An 18,589-nucleotide genomic window follows, 5' to 3' on the forward strand; every position below is an offset into this window, starting at 1 on the left:
AAGGTAATATTGTAAGCAATGGCTGGGCGCGTTTATCTGGACTGGAATGCCACTACACCGCTTCGCCCTGAGGCGAAAGCGGCGATGCTGACGGCGTGGGAGCTAAGCGGCAATCCGTCATCGGTGCACAGCGAGGGCCGCTCGGCGCGGCGGCTCGTCGAGGACGCCCGCGATGCCGTGGCGAAGGCGGTTGGCGGCCGGCCGCAGGACGTCGTGTTTCTGTCCGGCGGCACCGAGGCCAACGCGCTCGCGCTGACGCCGGGGCTTCGGCGCGGCGTCAACGGACCGGCGGAATGGCTCCTGGTGTCGGCGGTCGAGCATGCCTCGGTGCTCGCAGGCGGACGGTTTTCGGCCGATGCGATCGGCTCGATCAATGTCACGCCGGCCGGCGTGGTCGATCTGGCGCATCTGCGCGCGCTGCTGGCAGACGGTCCGCCAGCACTGGTGTCGGTGATGCTGGCCAACAACGAGACCGGCGCGATTCAACCGGTGGCCGAAGTGGCCGAGATCGTCCATGCGGCCGGCGGCCTGCTGCATGTCGACGCGATCCAGGCTTTTGGAAAGATCCCGTTCGATTTCACCGCGACCCAGGCCGACCTTCTGACGCTCTCCGCGCACAAGATCGGCGGCCCGAAAGGCGCCGGCGCGCTGGTCCTCGCCGAGGGCATCGAGGGACTGGAGGCGTGGCTGCGTGGCGGCGGCCAGGAGTTCGGGCGCCGGGCAGGCACCGAGAACGTCGCCGGGATTGCCGGATTCGGTGCCGCCGCCAAGGCGGCCATGGCGGCGCTGAAGGCCGATGCGGCGCGGGTCCGGGGGCTGCGGGACCGGCTGGAACACGGATTGCGGGAGACGCCAAGCCTGCTGGTCTATGCGGACGGTGTCAAGCGGTTGCCGAATACCGTTCTGTTCACGGTGCCGGGAATGAAGGCCGAGACGGCGGTCATCGGATTCGACCTCGCCGGTGTCGCGGTGTCCTCGGGTTCCGCCTGTTCATCGGGCAAGGTCCAGCCGTCGCATGTGTTGGCGGCAATGGGATACCGTCCGGAGCTGGCGCAGGGAGCGGTGCGGCTCAGTCTTGGCTGGTCTACCACGGAGACAGACGTGGATTTGGCCCTCAAGGCTTGGCGAAAGCTCGCGGATACCCTAGTTAAGGGAGAGCGACGAAACACAGCTTGAACTGTTCTAAGCGGGTGATTTCGTCTTCAAAGCATCGTAAGAGACTTTCGGAACTGAGATCCACCGCGGTCCTTGAAACCGCGAGCGGAGGATTGAATGCCTGCTGTACAAGAGACGGTCGAGCGCGTCCGGCGCATCGACGTCGACCAGTATCGATATGGGTTTGAGACGGAGATCGAGTCCGAGAAGGCCCCCAAGGGGCTGTCGGAAGACACCGTCCGCTTCATCTCCGCCAAGAAGGATGAGCCGGCCTGGATGCTGGAATGGCGTCTGGAGGCGTTCCGCCGCTGGCTGACCATGACCGAGCCGACCTGGGCGCGCGTCAACTATCCGAAGATCGACTACCAGGACATCTACTATTACGCGGCGCCGAAGCCGAAGAAGGCGCTGACCTCGATCGACGAGATCGATCCGGAGATTCTCAAGACCTACGAGAAGCTCGGCATTCCGCTGCGCGAGGTTGCGATCCTCGAGGGCGTCGAGCCGGCTCCGGGCGGCGAACAGACGCCGAACCGCAAGATCGCGGTCGACGCGGTGTTCGATTCGGTTTCGGTCGCCACCACCTTCAAGGCGGAGCTGAAGAAGGCCGGCGTGATCTTCATGCCGATCTCGGAGGCGATCCGCGAGCATCCCGAGCTGGTGCAGAAGTATCTCGGCAGCGTGGTGCCGACCTCGGACAATTACTTCGCGACGCTGAACTCGGCAGTGTTCTCCGACGGCTCGTTCGTCTACGTGCCGCCGGGCGTGCGCTGCCCGATGGAGCTGTCGACCTATTTCCGCATCAACGAGCGCAACACCGGCCAGTTCGAGCGCACGCTGATCATCGCCGACAAGGGCTCCTACGTCTCCTATCTCGAAGGCTGCACCGCGCCGCAGCGCGATGAGAATCAGCTGCACGCCGCCGTGGTCGAGCTGGTCGCGCTCGACGACGCCGAGATCAAGTATTCGACGGTGCAGAACTGGTACCCCGGCAATTCGGAAGGTAAGGGCGGCATCTACAATTTCGTCACCAAGCGTGGCGACTGCCGCGGCAAGAATTCCAAGATCTCGTGGACCCAGGTCGAGACCGGCTCCGCGATCACCTGGAAGTATCCGAGCTGCATCCTGCGCGGCGATAATTCCAGTGGGGAATTCTATTCGATCGCGATCTCGAACGGTTTCCAGCAGGTCGACAGCGGCACCAAGATGATCCATCTCGGCAAGAACACGTCGAGCCGCATCATCTCCAAGGGCATCGCCGCCGGCAAGTCGCAGAACACCTATCGCGGCCTGGTCAGTGCCCATCGCAAGGCCACCGGCGCGCGCAACTACACCGCCTGCGATTCGCTTCTGATCGGCGACAAATGCGGCGCGCACACCGTGCCGTATGTCGAGGCCAAGAATTCCTCGGCGACGTTCGAGCATGAGGCGACGACGTCAAAGATCTCCGAGGACGTGCTGTTCTACTGCGTCCAGCGCGGGCTCAGCCAGGAGGAAGCCGTCGGCCTCGTGGTCAACGGTTTTGTCAAGGACGTGCTGCAGCAGCTGCCGATGGAGTTCGCGGTGGAAGCGCAGAAGCTGATCTCGATCAGCCTCGAAGGTTCGGTTGGCTAAACCCCCATCCCGCATGGTTGCGAATGACGCGCCTCGGGATGACGCTCAGGAAAGAATGCGATGTCTCTGCTTGAAGTGAAGGATCTGAAGGTTCGTGTCGAGGATCGCGAGATCCTTCATGGGCTGTCGCTCACGGTGAACCCGGGCCAGGTGCACGCGATCATGGGGCCGAACGGCTCCGGCAAATCGACGCTGTCCCATGTGATCGCCGGCAAGCCGGGCTATGAGGTGACCGGCGGACAGATCCTGTTCCGCGGCGAGGACGTGCTGGAGATGGAGCCGAACGAGCGCGCCGCCAAGGGCCTGTTCCTGGCGTTCCAGTATCCGGTCGAGATTCCCGGCGTCACCACCTGGAATTTCCTGCATGCCGCGCTCAACGCGCAGCGCAAGGCGCGCGGCGAGGAAGAGATTTCGTCGCCGGCGTTTTTGAAGAAGGTCCGCGAAGTCGCAAAGTCGCTCAACATCCCGCAGGACATGCTGAAGCGCGGCGTCAATGTCGGCTTCTCCGGCGGCGAGAAGAAGCGCAACGAGATTCTGCAGATGGCGCTGTTCGAGCCGGCCGTCTGTATCCTCGACGAGATGGATTCCGGCCTCGACATCGACGCGCTCAGGATCGCCGCCGACGGCGTCAACGCGCTGCGCTCGCCGGAGCGCGCGATGGTCGTGATCACGCACTATCAGCGGCTGCTCAACTACATCGTGCCCGACGTGGTGCACGTGATGTCGAAGGGCCGCGTCGTGAAGAGCGGCGGCAAGGAACTGGCGCTGGAGCTGGAAGAGTCCGGCTACGCGCAATTCGAGGACGCTGCCTGACAGGTGGTTTGAGATGAACGTAGTTGCAAAGACCGAGACCGGGCGCGCGCTGGGCGATGCATTCGCCGTGGTGTGCGACCGTCTGCCGGGCAAGGGCCAGATCGCCGACCAGCGCCGCCAGGCGTTCGAGGCCTATGAACGATCAGGCCTGCCGCATCGCCGGATCGAGGACTGGAAATACACCGATCTGCGCGCGCTGATGCGCGAGGTGCTGCCGCTGGCGCCGCTGCCGGACGCCGCCGCGCTGAAGCGCGCCGCCGCCGCGGCAAAGCTGCGCGCGATCAAGGGCGTGCGCCGCCTGGTGCTGGTCGATGGCGCGTTCTCGCCTGAGCTGTCCGATCTCGGCAAGCTCGAAAAGGGGCTCGGCATCCGCGCGCTGCGCGAGGTGCTGGAGACAGGCGACGGCGCGCTGGCCGCGCAGGCCTTTGCCTCCGACAATTCCAATCCGATGGTCGCGCTGAACGGCGCGATGGCGACCGACGGCGTCGTCATCGAGCTCGCCGACGGCACGGTGCTGTCGCAGCCGCTGCACATCGTCCATGTCGCGTCGGGCACGGCGCCGGCCGCGATCTTCACCCGTTCGTTGCTGCGGCTCGGCCGCGATACCGGCGCGACGCTGGTCGAGAGCTATCTCGCCGCCGAGGGCGCCAAGGCCTACCAGGCGCATGACGGGATCGTTGTCTCGATCGGCGACAACGCGCGGCTCGATCATGTCAGGTTCGTCGAAGACGCCGTGGACGCCTTCAACATTTCCTCGGCGACCGTCTCGCTCGGCGCCCACGCACATTTCAATACCTTCGCGATGACGTCGGGCGGTCATGTCAGCCGCTACCAGCTGGCGGTGGCCTGCGCCGGCGAGGGCTCCAAGGTCGAGACCAACGGCGTCAATCTGATCAACGGCAAGCAGCACGCCGACACCACGCTGTTCATGGACCACGCGGTGCCGAACTGCGCCAGCCGCGAGCTGTTCCGCGCCGTCGTCGACGACCGCGCGCATTCGGTGTTCCAGGGCCGCATCATCGTTCGTCCGGACGCGCAGAAGACCGATGCCAAGATGATGACCCGGGCGCTGCTGCTGTCCGACGAGGCCGAGGCCGACAACAAGCCGGAGCTCGAGATTTTTGCCGACGACGTCACCTGCGGCCATGGCGCGACCACCGGCGCGCTCGACCAGAGCCTGTTGTTCTACATGCGCGCCCGCGGCCTGCCGGAGAAGGAAGCCCAGGCGCTGCTGATCCAGGCCTTCGTCGGCGAGGCGATCGAAACCATTGCAAGTGACGCTCTGCGCGAGGTCGCGATCGCGGCCGCGCAGCGCTGGCTGGAGGCGAGGGCATGAGCACGCATCCGGCAGTCATGAACGGCGCCTACGACGTCGCCCGCGTGCGGCAGGATTTTCCGGCGCTCGCCATGCAGGTCTACGGCAAGCCGCTGGTCTATCTCGACAACGCCGCCTCGGCGCAGAAGCCGAATGCGGTGCTCGACCGCATGACCGAGGCCTACAAGCGCGAATACGCCAACGTGCATCGCGGCCTGCATTACCTCGCCAATGCCGCGACCGAGGCCTATGAGGGCGCCCGCGGCAAGGTCGCGAACTTCATCAACGCGCGCCGCAGCGAAGAGATCGTCTTCACCCGTAACGTCACCGAGGCGATCAACCTCGTGGCTTCGTCCTGGGGCGGCGTGAACATCGGCGAGGGCGACGAGATCGTGCTCTCGATCATGGAGCACCACTCCAACATCGTGCCGTGGCACTTCCTGCGCGAACGACAGGGCGCCGTGCTGAAATGGGCGCCGGTCGACGACGAGGGCAACTTCCTGATCGAGGAGTTCGAAAAGCTCCTGTCGCCGCGCACCAAGATCGTCGCGATTACGCAGATGTCCAACGCGCTCGGCACCATGGTGCCGGTCAAGGAGGTCATCCGGATCGCCCATGCCCGCGGCATTCCGGTGCTGGTCGACGGTGCGCAGGGCGCGGTGCATCTGCCGGTCGACGTGCAGGACCTCGATTGCGATTTCTATGCCTTTACCGGGCACAAGGTTTACGGGCCGACCGGCATCGGCGCGCTCTATGCCAAGCATGAGCACCTGGTGGCGATGCGGCCGTTCAACGGCGGCGGCGAGATGATCCGCGAGGTCGCCAAGGACTGGGTTACCTATGGCGATCCGCCGCACAAGTTCGAGGCCGGCACGCCACCGATCGTCGAGGCGATCGGGCTCGGCGCCGCGATCGATTACGTCACCTCGATCGGCAAGGAACGCATCGCTGCGCATGAGCACGAGCTCGTCACCTACGCCCAGGAGCGGTTGCGCGAGATCAACTCGCTGCGGCTGATCGGCACAGCGCGCAACAAGGGCCCGATCATTTCGTTCGAGCTGAAGGGCGCGCACGCCCACGACGTCGCGACCGTGATCGACCGCCAGGGCATCGCGGTGCGCGCCGGCACCCATTGCGTGATGCCGCTTTTAGAGCGGTTCAACGTCACGGCCACCTGCCGCGCCTCGTTCGGGATGTATAATACGCGGGAAGAAGTCGACCATCTGGCGCAGGCGCTGCTCAAGGCGCGGGAATTGTTCGCATGACGGATACTGTCGAAGTCAAACCGGCCACCATGGAAACCACCTCGGCGCTGCCGGCGGAGGAAACCGAGCGTCTGAGCGGCGAGATCGTCGCGGCGCTGAAGACGGTGTTCGACCCGGAAATCCCCGCCGACATCTATGAGCTCGGCCTGATCTACAAGGTCGACCTCAAGGACGATCGCGCGGTCGATATCCTGATGACGCTGACCACCCCGAACTGCCCGGCCGCCGGCGAGCTGCCGACCATGGTCGAGAACGCGGTGGCGAGCGTGCCCGGCGTCGGTGTCGTCAACGTCAATCTGGTGTGGGATCCGGCCTGGTCGCCGGATCGCATGTCGGACGAGGCGCGCCTCGTCCTGAATATGTGGTGATGCGTTAGGGAACACGGCTTAGGCTCTAGCAAAGATCGGCAATTGATTTGCCGCTGGGACTGACCACATGAGTGACATGACACACGCTGCATCAAATCCAGAGAAGGCTGCGCCCGCCAAGCCGAAGCGGCCGCGCCCGCAGGTCATGAAGCTGACCGATGCCGCGGCGGAGCGCATCACTGAGCTGACCAACCGCGCCGATTCGGAGATCGTCGGCCTGCGCGTCGGCATCAAGAACGGCGGCTGCGCCGGGCAGTCCTACACCGTCGAATACGCCCACGAGATCCGCCCGACCGACGAAGTGGTCGAGGACAAGGGCGTCAAGATCCTGGTCGATCCGAAGGCCGTGCTGTTCCTGCTCGGCACCGAGATGGACTATGTGGCCGACAAGATGCAGGCCCAGTTCGTGTTCAACAATCCGAATCAGGTCTCCGCCTGCGGCTGCGGCGAGTCGGTGCAGCTCAAGCCGGCGACGGTTTAGCGGTCACCACAAGCGGCATATCGAGGGGGAGCGTCCAAGCTTCCCCCGTCATTGCGAGCGAAGCGAAGCAATCCATGGGACCGCATATGCGGATCGATGGATTGCTTCGCTTCGCTCGCAATGACGTGGATAGGGCAGTGCATGGGGGCGACGGGACATGGACCGCGAATTCCTGACAGACCTGTTTGCCGACTTCGGCCCAGTGACCTTGCGCCGGATGTTTTCCGGCTACGGCATCTCCGCTGACGGCACCAATTTCGCGCTGGCGCTGCGGGCCGGGCTCTACTTCCGCGCCGACGAAGAGACCATTCCGCAATTCGAGGCGGAGGGTTCAAAACCCTTCCAGTATCAGACCCGTTCGAAGACCGTGCTGGTCAACTCGTACTGGCAACTGCCGGCGCGGCTGTTCGACGATACCGAGGAGCTTGCAACGTGGGCCCGTTCGGCGCTCGCAGCTGCGCAACGCGCCGCGCTGCGCAAGCGGCCGCGAAAGGCGAAGGCGAAGACGCCTGCGAAGAAGGCTGCGAGCAAGAAGACAGTGGGCAAGAAGGTGGCCGTGAAGAAGGCGGCTGCGAGGAAACCTGCGGCTAAAAAGAAGCGCGCGCCGAGGAAAAGATCCTCATCCTGAGCGTCCGACTACATCCACGTCATTGCGAGGAGCGTAGCTACGAAGCAATCCATAGCTCCGCACATGCGGGACTATGGATTGCTTCGCTTCGCTCGCAATGACGGCGGAGAGTGGCGAACGGATCACGCCACGCGGGTCTGCGTCTCGCTGCTGTATTCGGGGTCGGCCTCGCAGATCACGCGGTTGCGGCCGGCGCGCTTGGCGGCGTAGAGGCAGGCATCGGCGCGCTCGATCAGCGAATCGGTGTCGTCGGTGGGTTTCAGCATCGAGACGCCGACCGAGATGGTGACGCGGCCGAGGATCTCGCCGGTCGACTTCTTCTTCAATTCCTTGGCCATCACGGCGCGACGGATGTGGTCGGCAACGGTCAGCGCCTGGCGCAGCGCGGTGTTGGGTAGCACCACCGCAAACTCCTCGCCGCCGTAGCGGGCGGTGATGTCCTGGCCCTTGATGGTCTGCTTCAGCGACTGCGCCACCAGCCGCAGCACCTGGTCGCCGGTGAGATGGCCGTAGGAGTCGTTGAACGACTTGAAGTGATCGATGTCGAACATCAGCAGCGACAGCGGCTCGTTACTGGCGAGCGCGGTCTGCACCGCCATGTCGATCGAGCGATCGAAATATTTGCGGTTGCCGAGTCCGGTCAGCGGATCGGTCAGGCTCTCGGCGCGGATCGCTTCCAGGCTGTGCTGCAGGTCGCTGATCTCGGATTTCGACAGCGCCAGCCGGTTCTCCAGCGCCATGTTGGTGTCGCGCATCTCGCGGGTCGATTTCACCAGGCTCTCGACGATCGCCTTGATCTGGTCGCGCGAGGTGGCGGTCGCCAGCTTGTCGCGGGCGCCGATCAGGCTCGCATCATAGGTCGCCGACACGCCGAGCGCGTCGGTGATCAGCTTCATGACATCGTCGATCTCGCCGATGACGCGGGCGCCGACCTTGTCGATTCTGTCCGAGGTCTTGATGTGCGAAAGATAGGTCTCGTAGATCTGCTCGAGATCGGATTCGCTGAGCTTGCCGCTGCGCGCCAGCGTCTCGTTGATGACCTTGTTGAGCGGAGCGTTGTAGCCGGTCGCGTAGACGTACCAGATTTCGTAGTTGCGCGGCACGGCGGTCTGGCGAAGCGAGCGGATCTGACCAAGTGCGACGTCGGCAAAGGCCAATGTACGTTCGTGCTCGTCCAGCAGTTTGACCACTGTCACGTCCCCAATGCGCAGCAACGCCGGGTCATCGCCCGGCAGCAATAACTAAACTATTGGGGCGAGGGTACGGGACGAGAGTGAAGGCGAGGTAAACAGTAGAACTACGGGAGCCGGCCGCGGTCGCCGCAGCGTGCCGGATCCCGTCGAATTCTGCGCGCATTTGCTTCAAACACGCAGCACCGCGCGCATCCGTCGCAAGACAGCAGCAACACAGCTCGCCGTGCGCGTCCGCTTGAAGCCGGCCGGGGCTTATGCGCGTGCGCGCACCGGGCGCAGCAGGAAGGCCGGCAGATGCGAATGATCGGCGGGCTCGTGGTCCGCCTCGCGCTGTTGCCGCCGCGGCTCGGCGCGGCCGATCGACGGCACGTGCGACGGCTCCTGCGGCGGTCCATTGCGGCGGTGACGCGGTTCGCGCTCCTGGCGCGGCTCACGCTCCTGAGCCCGCTCTTGCGTCCGCTCCTGGCGCGGCTCCCTGTCGTGGCGCGGCTCGCGCTCGCGGCGCGGCTTGCGGCCGCCACGGCCGCCCTCGCGTGATCCATCGCGGCCGCGCGAGCGGCGCGGCGCGTCTGCCTCGTCGGAGGCGTCGCTGTGCACGGTGTAGTCGCCCTCGGCGCGCGGGATCTGCTGGCCGATCAGCTTTTCGATCGCGGCCATCGACTTGTTGTCGAGCGGGGTGACGATGGAGATCGCAGTGCCGGTGCGCCCGGCGCGGCCGGTGCGGCCGATGCGATGGACGTAATCGTCGGGATGATGCGGCACGTCGAAATTGAAGACGTGGCTGACGGCGGGAATGTCGAGGCCGCGCGCAGCGACGTCGGAGGCGACCAGCAGCGGCAGCTCACCCTTGCGGAATTGATCCAGCGCGGCCATGCGCGCGCTCTGATCCATGTCGCCGTGGAGGGCGCCGACGCTGAAGCCGTGCTTCTGCAGCGATTTGTGAAGCACTGCGACTTCACGCTTGCGATTGCAGAAGATAATCGCGTTGTTGAGGTCCTTGGCCTCGCGCAGCAGGCGGCGCAGGATTTCGCGCTTCTCGTGCGCCTCGCGGCCGGCGGGCACCTGCGACTGGGTCACGGTCACCGCCGTGGTGGCGGGCCTGGAGACCTCGATCTTGGCCGGGTTGTGCAGGAACTGCTCGGTGATGCGGCTGATTTCCGGCGGCATCGTCGCGGTGAAGAACAGGGTCTGCCGCGTGAACGGGACGAGCTTGCAGATGCGTTCGATGTCGGGGATGAAGCCCATGTCGAGCATGCGGTCGGCTTCGTCGATCACCAAGAGCTCGACGCCGGTGAGCAGCAGTCCGCCGCGTTCGGTATGGTCGAGCAGGCGGCCGGGGGTTGCGATCAGGACGTCGACGCCGCGGGTCAGCTTGGAGTCCTGGTCGCCGAACGAGACGCCGCCGATCAGGAGCGCGACATTGAGCTTCTGGCCGGCGCCGTATTTGTCAAAATTCTCTTTGACCTGGGCGGCGAGCTCGCGGGTCGGCTCGAGGATCAGGGTGCGCGGCATGCGTGCCCGGGCGCGGCCCTTTTCGAGGATGGTGAGCATCGGGAGAACGAAGGCAGCGGTCTTGCCGGTGCCGGTCTGGGCAATGCCGAGGACGTCGCGGCGGGCAAGGACGTGCGGGATTGCCTGTTCCTGGATGGGAGTGGGCTGGGTGTAGCCGGTGGCCGCGACTGCGGCGAGGACCTTGTCGGACAGGCCGAGATTGGAAAAGGACATTGAGCCTCTGGTCGATACCGCCGTTCGGAATCGAAAGTAAAAGGCTGTCGCGTTCGGCCCCGAAACGGCTCGCTTCTCAAAAAAGCTCGGGGGCTGCTAAAGGACGCTGACGGGCGGCAAACCTGACGAATCGTGCTTCGATCCGAGGCCGCGTTGCCCCGCAACATAGGGGCCAAACCGGCAAAGTCAATCGGGGAACCGGTCCGATGGCCGAAAAAGCTTAATGTTTTCGCCTAAATGGGCGGCTTTTCCGTCATTTTACGGTCAAATGGCCCGCGGCCTCGGTGGCGGAGGACGAGGCGTCGGCGCCGCTGGCGCGAGCCCTGAACTCGCCGGGCGTCAGGCCTTCGCAGGCGTTGAAGATCCGGTAGAACGTCGCAAGGCTGCCGAACCCGCACGCATGGGCGATCTCGGCGATCGGCCGCGGCGGCGTCTCGCGGAGCAGCCGGCGGCTCTCCTGCATGCGCCTGATGGCCACGGTCTGCGAGAAGCTCGTGCCGGTGGTTTCGAACAGCACGTGCAGGTAGCGCACCGAGACGCCGAGCAGGTCGGCCACGAAGGTCGGCGACAGCGATGATTTCGACAGGTGCCGCGCGATCAGGCGGCGCGCCAGGCTGAGCCGGGCGATCCGCAGCGTCCGCTGCGCGCGCCGGCTGCCCGGGCCGATCGCGCCGCGTTCGATCAGCGTGAAGTCGGCCACGGCCCTGACCAGCGGCGGAATCCTCGCCGCATCGTCGGCTTCCATCGCGTCCTTGAGATCGGCCGCGCAGGCCTCCTTCAACGGCGCCCATCCGCGCCAGCTCTGGTCGAGGCGCTGATCGAAACGAACCTGGGCCGCGGCTGAGCCGGCAGCGGTAGGTGGCGGTCCAGCATCAGCACGCATGGCGCACCATGCCGTTGCCAGGTTCGGCGCGCTGCGCATCGCACGGCGCGTCACGCCTCATTCCCCGCCTGCCGCCAATCACCGCCATGATCTCGCCCTGCACGTCGCCGGCGTAGTCTTGGCGCAGCGGTCGCGGGGCGTCTTCTCATTGCGCGCACGCTGATCAATTCGGCAGGTGCCGGCGCTTTGCCGGCTTCAGGCGGATCGAGCCCGGTAGTCGCCCGGCGTCATCTGCTCGGCCGCGTTGAACAGCCGGTAGAACGTCGCAAGGCTCTCGAAGCCGCAGGCAAAGGCGACGTCGGCGATGGTCCAGTCCGGCCGCTCGCGCAGCAGGCGGCGGCTGCGGTCGAGCCGAAGCCGCGTCAGCGTCTCCGAGAAGCTCATCTCCGCGTCCTCGAACAGCACATGCAGATGACGAACCGAGATGCCGAGCGTGTAGGCAACCAGGGTCGGTGACAGCGTCGGCTGCGCGAGCTGCCGCGCGATCAGGCGGCGCGCCAGCGACAGGCGGCCGGTTCGCAGTGCCTGTTGCCCGAGCCGGCTGGCCGAGCGGAGCACGCCGCGCTCGATCAGCGCGATATGGGCCAGCGCCTGCACCAGCGGCGCGGTATCCGCAGCCGCGGCATCGCCGCCTTCGACGAGGTCGTGGAAGCAGGATTCCAGCAGCGGCCGCAGCGCGGCCTGATCCTGCACCGGCTTGGGGACGAGCTCGTCGAGCGTGGCGCGGCGCGGCAGGGGGATGTCGGCGACCGGGACCTTGATGATGCGCAAGTTGAAGCCGTCGTCGCGGAGCGGCACCGTCCGGTACGGCAGGTCGGCATAGCTGGTCGCGAACATGCCGTCGCGCACCGCAAAGTCTTCGAGCCGGCCGCCGCTGAACCAGCCGCCGCCGCCCAGCTGCTGGTAGATGCAAAGACTGTCGCTGCGCGCATCGGCGATGTCGCCGTCGCGCCGCTCGACGCGGTAGGGCGAGGCGCGCAGCTCGACGAGCCCGGCATTGCCGAGCTTGCGCAGCGAGAACCTGCCGAAGAAATCCTGCCGATGCTCGGGCTCGAGCTCCGCGGTGACGCCGAACAATCCCTTGGCGCGCACTTCACGCCAATAGTCAAAGCGATCGCGCGGATCGATTTGTTCGGTAGACCATGTGTACACGGGAGGCAGCCCTTGGACTCGCGGAGACGCAGAATCTATCATGCAGATGCGAAAAGGGAACGTGACCGGCGGCTGCGCGGCCTGCTCATTTTGGCGGATGATCGCCGGTCAGAACGATGCGCCGGTATCACCGTCGGGGCTTGAACCGGGCAAACGGCTCGTCCGACTATTATGCGGCGGTCGCGGGTCGCCGGCGCGCCGTGCATGCGGGAACGAGGATGAAGAGCTGGCTTTCGGGACTATCGGCAACACTCGTCGCGGCGGCCCTGTTGGCCTTTGCGGTGCCGGCGCACGCCGCCAGGCGCGTTGCGCTGGTCATCGGCAACAATGATTACCGGAACGTGCCGAAGCTGCAGAAGGCGGTCAACGACGCCCGTACCATGGGCGACACGCTGAAACAGCTCGGTTTTTCCGTGATGGTGGCCGAGAACCTGAACCGCCAGGCGTTCTCCGAAACGCTGCTGGCGTTCGACCGCACGGTTGAGCCCGGCGACACCGCGTTCTTCTTCTATGCCGGCCACGGCTTCGAGATCATGGGCCAGAACTTCCTGCTGCCGACCGACGTGCCGGCCGCGACCGAAGGGCAGGAGGAACTGGTGCGCGACGCCTCGGTGCTGGCCGACCGCATCGTCGAGCGGCTGCAGAACAAGAAGGCGCGCACCTCGATCCTGGTGTTCGACGCCTGCCGCAACAACCCGTTCGAACGCGCCGGCACCCGCGCGGTGGCGGGCGGCGGCGGGCTCGCGCCGATGACGCAGCTGCCGGAAGGCGTTTTCTCGGTGTTTTCGGCGGGACCGCGGCAGACCGCGCTCGACCGTCTGTCGAACGACGACACCAATCCCAATTCGGTGTTCACGCGGACCTTCGCCAGGGAATTGCTGCAGCCCGGCGAAAACCTGGTGCAGGTCGCGCAGCGCACGCGGCGCCTGGTCAGCGAGGCGGCCGAGACCGTCAAGCACAAGCAGATCCCGGTGTATTTCGACCAGATGGTCGACGACGTCTTCCTCAACGGCGCGGTGAAGGAGCTCGCCGACGCTGTGAAGGATGCGACAAAGCCTTCGGCGCCGCCGCAGCAGGTCGCGGCGCTGCCGCCGGTGTCGGTGCCGAAGCTGCCGAAGGAGGATTCCGTCAACGCGCCGATCGCGAGCTTCTCGCGGCACAATGGCGGCTGGACCGTGGTGTTCTCGATCGCCGACCCGACGCTCGGGATTTCCTGGCGGATGGGCGATGCCGGCGATTTCCGCGAGACCGGCTTCATCGACACGCTCGATCCGCGCACCCGCAAGCGGATGCCCAATCCGTCGATCGAGCTGCCGGCCGATGCGCCCGCCGGCACCATCCAGCTGCGCTATGTCGATACGCTGGGCGAGATGCAGGGGCCGTTTCCGATCAGGTTCGATCCCGACGCCGCGCTGATCCGCGACCAGCGCAAGATCCTCGACATGACCGCGACGAGCTGGCTGTCGTTCCGCGAGTTCAACGGCCTGCTGGTCTACTACACGCATCTGATGTCGTACCGCTGCGCGATCCGCGAGGTGCGGATCGGCATCGACAGCGCGGTGCCGGACAAGGTCCTGAAGATGCCGGCCTGCAATTCGCGCGACCCGAGCGCTATTCCGTCCGACGCGCAGCCCTATCTGAAGCTCGCGCCGCAGACCAAGTCGGTCTCGGTGGAGCTGACCTATCGCGACGGCAGCGTGTCGGAGATCAAGACCTTCAGGCGCTAGCCCTTGCAGCGTTCCTGTTCGATCCGCGTTACAATGCGGACGTGAGGTCGAGCGGAGGGATGACGCCATGAATGCTGGCGATCTGCAACAACCGGATGCGCGGACGATGAAGAGGCGCTGCTGCGTGGTCGGCGGCGGACCGGCCGGCATGATGCTCGGCTACCTGCTCGGGCGCGCCGGGGTCGACGTGGTGGTGCTCGAGAAGCACGCCGATTTCTTCCGTGATTTTCGCGGCGACACCGTGCATCCCTCGACCCTGCAGGTGATGGACGAGCTCGGATTGATCGACGGCTTCCTGAAGCTGCCGCACCAGCGGATCCAGAAGATGGACGGCATCTTCGGCGGCCAATCGGTACGGGTCGCCGATCTCAGCCGCCTCAACGTGAAATATCCATTCATCGCGATGATGCCGCAGTGGGACTTCCTCAATTTCCTGCGCGAGAGCGGCAAGCGCTTTGCGTCGCTGAAGGTGCTGATGAACACCGAAGCCACCGATCTGCTCCGGCGCGGCGACGCCATCGCCGGTGTCCGTGCAACGACGCCCGACGGCCCGATCGAGATCGCGGCTGACCTGACCGTTGCCTGCGACGGCCGTCATTCCAACGTGCGCGAGCGCGCCGGCCTCGTGGTGGAGGATATCGGCGTGCCGATGGACGTGCTGTGGTTTCGCGTCCCGCGGCGGCCGGACGAGACCGAGAACCTGTTCGCCCGCGTCGAGCGCGGCAAGATGATGGTGACGTTCGATCGCGGCGACTATTGGCAATGCGCCTATGTGATCCCCAAGGGACAGTATGAAGCGGTGAAGGCGAGGGGATTGCCGGCGTTGATCAACGACATTCTGCAGCTTGCGCCGATCCTGAATGCGGGCATGGCCGACGTGAAGAGCTTTGACGACTTCAAGCTGCTCACGGTGGCGATCAACCGCCTGACGCGCTGGACCCGTCCGGGCCTGCTTTGCATCGGCGATGCCGCGCATGCGATGTCGCCGATCGGCGGCGTCGGCGTCAATCTGGCGGTGCAGGACGCGGTGGCGACCGCCAACATCCTGGCGGCGAAGCTTGCCGATGGTTGCCCGTCGGAGGATGAGCTCGATGCGGTCCGGCGGCGGCGTGAATTTCCGGTGCGGGCGACCCAGCGCATCCAGGTGGTCGCGCAGAACAACATCATCACCGCCGCGCTCAAGCCGGGCGATCAGCCGATGCCGTTGGCGTTGCGGCTCATCACCGCGGTCCCGTGGCTGCAGGGGCTCACGGCGCGCGCGCTCGGCCTCGGCGTGCGGCCCGAGCACGTCCATTCGCCGGCCCGAAGCTGATCGGGCGAGTAGGAATTCGTCAAGGATAACAGCGGCTTAAATTAACCATGAAAAGTTGCGCGGTTGCAACAGCGCAGCAGGATTCGAATCCGCCGCGCGCGGATTCGGCGTCGCCCGGCGCTCGGGTTTTCTTTTGGTAAGGGTCTCTCTGGGAAAGCTGGCGCCCATCAGACAACGCCCATCAGACAACCTGGGGTGCCACCATGTTTCGTACCAAATTCATTGCCGCGCTGACTGTCACGACCGCCCTCGGCGTCAGCGTCGCATCCGCGGCCGACCTCGGCGCGCGTCCCTACACCAAGGCGCCGGCTTACGTTGAGTCGGTCTACAACTGGTCCGGCTTCTACATCGGCGGCCATCTCGGCGGCGCCTGGACCAACGAGCAGTGGGTCAACAGCGCCAACACCACGGCGTTCGGCGATCTCACGCCGGGCCAGGGCTTCCGTCAGCGCGGCTCGGGCTTCATGGGCGGCGGCCAGATCGGCTACAACTGGCAAGCCAATAATTTCGTGTTCGGTGTCGAGGGCACGTTCTCCGGCCTCGATAATTCCGGCCGGCTCAACAACGCGGTGTTCGGCGGTCTCGATGATCAGTTCAGCTGGCGCGCCAACTTCATGGCGACCATCGTCGGCCGCGCCGGCCTCGCGATCAACAACAACCTGCTGTACTTCAAGGGCGGCTATGCCGGCGTGAACAACCGCCTGTCGGTGGTCGACAACGTCGCCAACCCGGCAACCGGTTCGGGCAGCCAGACCCATTGGGCCAGCGGCTGGACCGTCGGCGGCGGCTGGGAATACGGCATCACCCGCAACTGGACCGTCGGCGTCGAGTACAACTACGCCGCCTTCGAGCGCGCGACCTATCAGCTCGCGGGCACCTCGGGCGGCACCTATACGTTCGACGCCAAGCCGCGCGACATCCAGTGGGCGGTGGTTCGGCTGAACTACAAGTTCGACGCGCCGGCGATCGCGCGCTACTGAGTCTCGTTCGCACCCACAGAGTTGCGAAAGCCCCGGCAATGCGCCGGGGCTTTCTTGTTTGCGCACGATCTCTTCGGAGAGTTCAGACCATCACCGAGTAGCCGCCGTCGACCGGAATCGCGGTGCCGGTGACGAAGTCGGAGGCCGGCGAGGCCAGGAACACGGCGATCCCCGCGAAATCGTCGATCGCACCCCAGCGTCCGGCCGGCGTGCGCGCCAGCACGCGATCGTGCAGGCCTGAAACCTGCTGGCGCGCGCCGCGCGTCAGGTCGGTGTCGATCCAGCCGGGCAGGATGGCGTTGACCTGGATGTTGTCGGGCGCCCAGGCGTTGGCGCAGGCGCGGGTGTACTGCACGATGCCGCCCTTGCTCGCGGCATAGGCGGCGGCAAAGCTGGCGCCGAAGATCGACATCATCGAACCGATATTGATGATCTTGCCGCGGCCGGAGGCCTTCAGCGCCGGATAGGCCGCCTTCGAGCACATGAAGGCGCTGGTCAGGTTGGTGTCGATCACCTTGCTCCACTCGTCGAGCTCGAGCTCATGCGGCGGCTTGCGGATGCTCATGCCGGCATTGTTGACGAGGATGTCGATCCGCCCGAGCTCATTGGCGACGCGCTCGACCATGGCCGTCACCGCCGACGAATCGGTCACGTCGGTTGCCACCGCGATCGCCTTGACGCCGCGCTGCCGCAGATCGTCGACCGCTGTTTTCGATTTCGCCTCGTTGCGGCCGACCACCGCAATCGCGGCGCCGGCATCCGCCATGCCCTGGGCCATGCCGAGCCCGATGCCGCCATTGCCGCCGGTGACGACAGCGACCTTGCCGGAGAGATCAAACAGTTGGTTTTTCATTGTTGTTGTCCGCTGTGTGAGGGAAGGGCGCGCGAGCCTGGACGCGTGAGCCTCGCGCGCCGGCGCGGGCCACCGGAAACCGTTCCAGGGAGCGCCCGTACCTCCTGATCGGATACGATGCCGCCGCGATCGGCAAGGCCGGAATCGCGCATGGAGGACCGGAAAAATGCGCCGGCAGCCAGGCCGCGCCTACGGGCTGCTCAAGGCGGCAATCTCCGGCCGTTAGCCCCAACGAAAAAGCCCCGGGCGATGCCCGGGGCTTTGGTCTGCGATATCAGCAGAGATCAGTACTTTGCTCAGTACTTGGCGACAACCGGGCCGCTCCAGTTGAAGCGGTAGACCAGCGACGTGCTGATGGTCTGCACGAAGGGCTTGAAGGAGATGTCGGTGCCGTTCGAGACGTTGGTGCCGTTGATCAGCTCGGAGATGTTCTTCCGGTCGTAGTAGGCGGCACGGTACTCGGTCTTCATGAACCAGCCCGGCGCGGTGATGCCGAAGATGTTTAGGTTGTTCTCGACGCCGCCGCCGACGAACCAGCCGCCACGGTCGAAATCGTTGGTGTGCAGGCCAGCGTCCAGACCGCTGATCGTGCTGAACAGGCCGGTGCCCTTCCAGTGCGAGTTGGTGTAGCCGGCGTTGACGTAGGACAGCACGTTCGGCGCAACCAGATAGCCGAGGCGTGCGCCGGCGGCCCAAGAGTAGTCGTTCTTGATGTTGCCCGCGACGAAGATGGCCTGATCCTGAATGGTGCCCTTCAGGCTGCCGAACTGGCCGTCAGCGAACACGCCGAACACCCAGGTCGGGGAGACCTGCCAGTCGTAACCGGCGCCCACGGTGCCGAACCAGCCATCGCCGCCCTGGCGCTGATTGATGCCGACGAGCGGCAGGCCGCCGATGGTCGTCTGGGTGTGGGTGTCAGCGTCCCAGATGCCGCCGCCGCCACCGCCGAAGATGTAGAAGCCGGTCCAGCTCGGCGCCACCGGGAGCGGGGCCGGAGCCTTGGTGTAGGGGCGGGCGGCGAGGTCAGCCGCCGACGCCGATGCCGTCATCGCAGCAACCGCGGTCAGAGCGAGCAGAAACTTCTTCATATCCAAATCCTCGACTTTAGCGTTCGATCGGGTCGCT

At 65.5% G+C, this 18,589-nt stretch carries 17 protein-coding genes; 11 read left to right on the forward strand and 6 right to left on the reverse strand.

Annotated elements, in window-relative coordinates:
* Positions 1–18: 18 nt before the first annotated feature.
* The 8 genes from XH93_RS20265 to XH93_RS20300 all read left to right on the forward strand — a co-directional run bounded on the left by XH93_RS20265 (position 19) and on the right by XH93_RS20300 (position 7,639).
* Positions 19–1,176: a cysteine desulfurase family protein gene (locus XH93_RS20265; RefSeq protein ID WP_194474906.1), complete on the forward strand. Its 1,158-nt coding sequence runs from the start codon at positions 19–21 to the stop codon at positions 1,174–1,176.
* Positions 1,177–1,272: 96 nt separating this feature from the next.
* On the forward strand, positions 1,273–2,769 hold the full coding sequence (sufB, locus tag XH93_RS20270) for a Fe-S cluster assembly protein SufB (RefSeq protein WP_139483950.1): 1,497 nt from the start codon (positions 1,273–1,275) through the stop codon (positions 2,767–2,769).
* A gap of 60 nt (positions 2,770–2,829) precedes the next feature.
* Positions 2,830–3,582, forward strand: coding sequence for a Fe-S cluster assembly ATPase SufC (gene sufC / locus XH93_RS20275; RefSeq protein WP_139862256.1), 753 nt, complete (start codon positions 2,830–2,832; stop codon positions 3,580–3,582).
* A 13-nt stretch (positions 3,583–3,595) separates the two neighbouring features.
* Entirely contained in the window at positions 3,596–4,918 is a 1,323-nt protein-coding gene (gene sufD / locus XH93_RS20280; RefSeq protein WP_194474907.1) for a Fe-S cluster assembly protein SufD, read from the forward strand.
* Entirely contained in the window at positions 4,915–6,162 is a 1,248-nt protein-coding gene (locus tag XH93_RS20285) for a cysteine desulfurase (RefSeq protein WP_194474908.1), read from the forward strand. Before sufD ends, XH93_RS20285 begins: the two co-directional genes overlap by 4 nt.
* Positions 6,159–6,530: an SUF system Fe-S cluster assembly protein gene (locus tag XH93_RS20290; RefSeq protein WP_139483946.1), complete on the forward strand. Its 372-nt coding sequence runs from the start codon at positions 6,159–6,161 to the stop codon at positions 6,528–6,530. The genes XH93_RS20285 and XH93_RS20290 overlap by 4 nt, the downstream gene beginning before the upstream one ends.
* A 67-nt stretch (positions 6,531–6,597) precedes the next feature.
* A complete protein-coding gene (locus XH93_RS20295) occupies positions 6,598–7,011 on the forward strand; it encodes an iron-sulfur cluster assembly accessory protein (RefSeq protein ID WP_139483945.1) in 414 nt (137 codons plus the stop codon).
* Positions 7,012–7,168: 157 nt separating this feature from the next.
* Entirely contained in the window at positions 7,169–7,639 is a 471-nt protein-coding gene (locus XH93_RS20300; RefSeq protein ID WP_194474909.1) for a TfoX/Sxy family protein, read from the forward strand.
* A gap of 122 nt (positions 7,640–7,761) precedes the next feature.
* Here XH93_RS20300 and XH93_RS20305 read toward each other — a convergent pair whose 3' ends face one another.
* The 4 genes from XH93_RS20305 to XH93_RS20320 all read right to left on the reverse strand — a co-directional run bounded on the left by XH93_RS20305 (position 7,762) and on the right by XH93_RS20320 (position 12,592).
* Positions 7,762–8,829: a GGDEF domain-containing protein gene (locus XH93_RS20305; RefSeq protein WP_194474910.1), complete on the reverse strand. Its 1,068-nt coding sequence runs from the start codon at positions 8,827–8,829 to the stop codon at positions 7,762–7,764.
* A gap of 255 nt (positions 8,830–9,084) precedes the next feature.
* Entirely contained in the window at positions 9,085–10,557 is a 1,473-nt protein-coding gene (locus XH93_RS20310) for a DEAD/DEAH box helicase (protein WP_194474911.1), read from the reverse strand.
* Between the two features lie 253 nt (positions 10,558–10,810).
* A complete protein-coding gene (locus XH93_RS20315; protein WP_371815093.1) occupies positions 10,811–11,494 on the reverse strand; it encodes a helix-turn-helix transcriptional regulator in 684 nt (227 codons plus the stop codon).
* Between the two features lie 141 nt (positions 11,495–11,635).
* On the reverse strand, positions 11,636–12,592 hold the full coding sequence (locus tag XH93_RS20320) for a helix-turn-helix domain-containing protein (RefSeq protein WP_194474912.1): 957 nt from the start codon (positions 12,590–12,592) through the stop codon (positions 11,636–11,638).
* Positions 12,593–12,810: 218 nt separating this feature from the next.
* On the opposite strand from XH93_RS20320, the gene XH93_RS20325 reads away from it, so the two are divergent.
* The 3 genes from XH93_RS20325 (at position 12,811) to XH93_RS20335 (ending at position 16,611) form a co-directional block, all read left to right on the forward strand.
* Positions 12,811–14,319, forward strand: a complete 1,509-nt coding sequence (locus tag XH93_RS20325; protein ID WP_194474913.1) for a caspase family protein — start codon at positions 12,811–12,813, stop codon at positions 14,317–14,319.
* A gap of 67 nt (positions 14,320–14,386) precedes the next feature.
* Complete coding sequence (locus XH93_RS20330) at positions 14,387–15,631, forward strand: FAD-dependent oxidoreductase (RefSeq protein WP_194474914.1); 1,245 nt, start codon at positions 14,387–14,389, stop codon at positions 15,629–15,631.
* A 203-nt stretch (positions 15,632–15,834) separates the two neighbouring features.
* On the forward strand, positions 15,835–16,611 hold the full coding sequence (locus XH93_RS20335) for an outer membrane protein (RefSeq protein WP_194474915.1): 777 nt from the start codon (positions 15,835–15,837) through the stop codon (positions 16,609–16,611).
* 82 nt (positions 16,612–16,693) lie between these two features.
* Here the strand turns inward: XH93_RS20335 and XH93_RS20340 are convergent, their stop codons facing one another.
* Together XH93_RS20340 and XH93_RS20345 are read right to left on the reverse strand one after the other, a co-directional pair.
* Positions 16,694–17,464 (reverse strand): SDR family NAD(P)-dependent oxidoreductase, encoded by a 771-nt coding sequence (locus XH93_RS20340; protein ID WP_194474916.1) that lies wholly within the window; start codon positions 17,462–17,464, stop codon positions 16,694–16,696.
* Positions 17,465–17,760: 296 nt separating this feature from the next.
* Complete coding sequence (locus tag XH93_RS20345; protein ID WP_194474917.1) at positions 17,761–18,552, reverse strand: outer membrane protein; 792 nt, start codon at positions 18,550–18,552, stop codon at positions 17,761–17,763.
* Positions 18,553–18,589: the final 37 nt, after the last annotated feature.

The organism is Bradyrhizobium sp. CCBAU 51753 (assembly GCF_015291565.1).
In the GTDB taxonomy this organism is placed as follows: Bacteria; Pseudomonadota; Alphaproteobacteria; order Rhizobiales; family Xanthobacteraceae; genus Bradyrhizobium; species Bradyrhizobium ivorense.

What these genes read in the sequence shown, in the direction of transcription:
- XH93_RS20265 (WP_194474906.1), top strand. Translation starts at nt 19, where the DNA reads ATGGCTGGGCGCGTTTATCTGGACTGGAATGCCACTACACCGCTTCGC.
- sufB (WP_139483950.1), top strand. Translation starts at nt 1,273, where the DNA reads ATGCCTGCTGTACAAGAGACGGTCGAGCGCGTCCGGCGCATCGACGTC.
- sufC (WP_139862256.1), top strand. Translation starts at nt 2,830, where the DNA reads ATGTCTCTGCTTGAAGTGAAGGATCTGAAGGTTCGTGTCGAGGATCGC.
- sufD (WP_194474907.1), top strand. Translation starts at nt 3,596, where the DNA reads ATGAACGTAGTTGCAAAGACCGAGACCGGGCGCGCGCTGGGCGATGCA.
- XH93_RS20285 (WP_194474908.1), top strand. Translation starts at nt 4,915, where the DNA reads ATGAGCACGCATCCGGCAGTCATGAACGGCGCCTACGACGTCGCCCGC.
- XH93_RS20290 (WP_139483946.1), top strand. Translation starts at nt 6,159, where the DNA reads ATGACGGATACTGTCGAAGTCAAACCGGCCACCATGGAAACCACCTCG.
- XH93_RS20295 (WP_139483945.1), top strand. Translation starts at nt 6,598, where the DNA reads ATGAGTGACATGACACACGCTGCATCAAATCCAGAGAAGGCTGCGCCC.
- XH93_RS20300 (WP_194474909.1), top strand. Translation starts at nt 7,169, where the DNA reads ATGGACCGCGAATTCCTGACAGACCTGTTTGCCGACTTCGGCCCAGTG.
- XH93_RS20310 (WP_194474911.1), bottom strand. Translation starts at nt 10,557, where the DNA reads ATGTCCTTTTCCAATCTCGGCCTGTCCGACAAGGTCCTCGCCGCAGTC.
- XH93_RS20325 (WP_194474913.1), top strand. Translation starts at nt 12,811, where the DNA reads ATGAAGAGCTGGCTTTCGGGACTATCGGCAACACTCGTCGCGGCGGCC.
- XH93_RS20330 (WP_194474914.1), top strand. Translation starts at nt 14,387, where the DNA reads ATGAATGCTGGCGATCTGCAACAACCGGATGCGCGGACGATGAAGAGG.
- XH93_RS20335 (WP_194474915.1), top strand. Translation starts at nt 15,835, where the DNA reads ATGTTTCGTACCAAATTCATTGCCGCGCTGACTGTCACGACCGCCCTC.
- XH93_RS20340 (WP_194474916.1), bottom strand. Translation starts at nt 17,464, where the DNA reads ATGAAAAACCAACTGTTTGATCTCTCCGGCAAGGTCGCTGTCGTCACC.
- XH93_RS20345 (WP_194474917.1), bottom strand. Translation starts at nt 18,552, where the DNA reads ATGAAGAAGTTTCTGCTCGCTCTGACCGCGGTTGCTGCGATGACGGCA.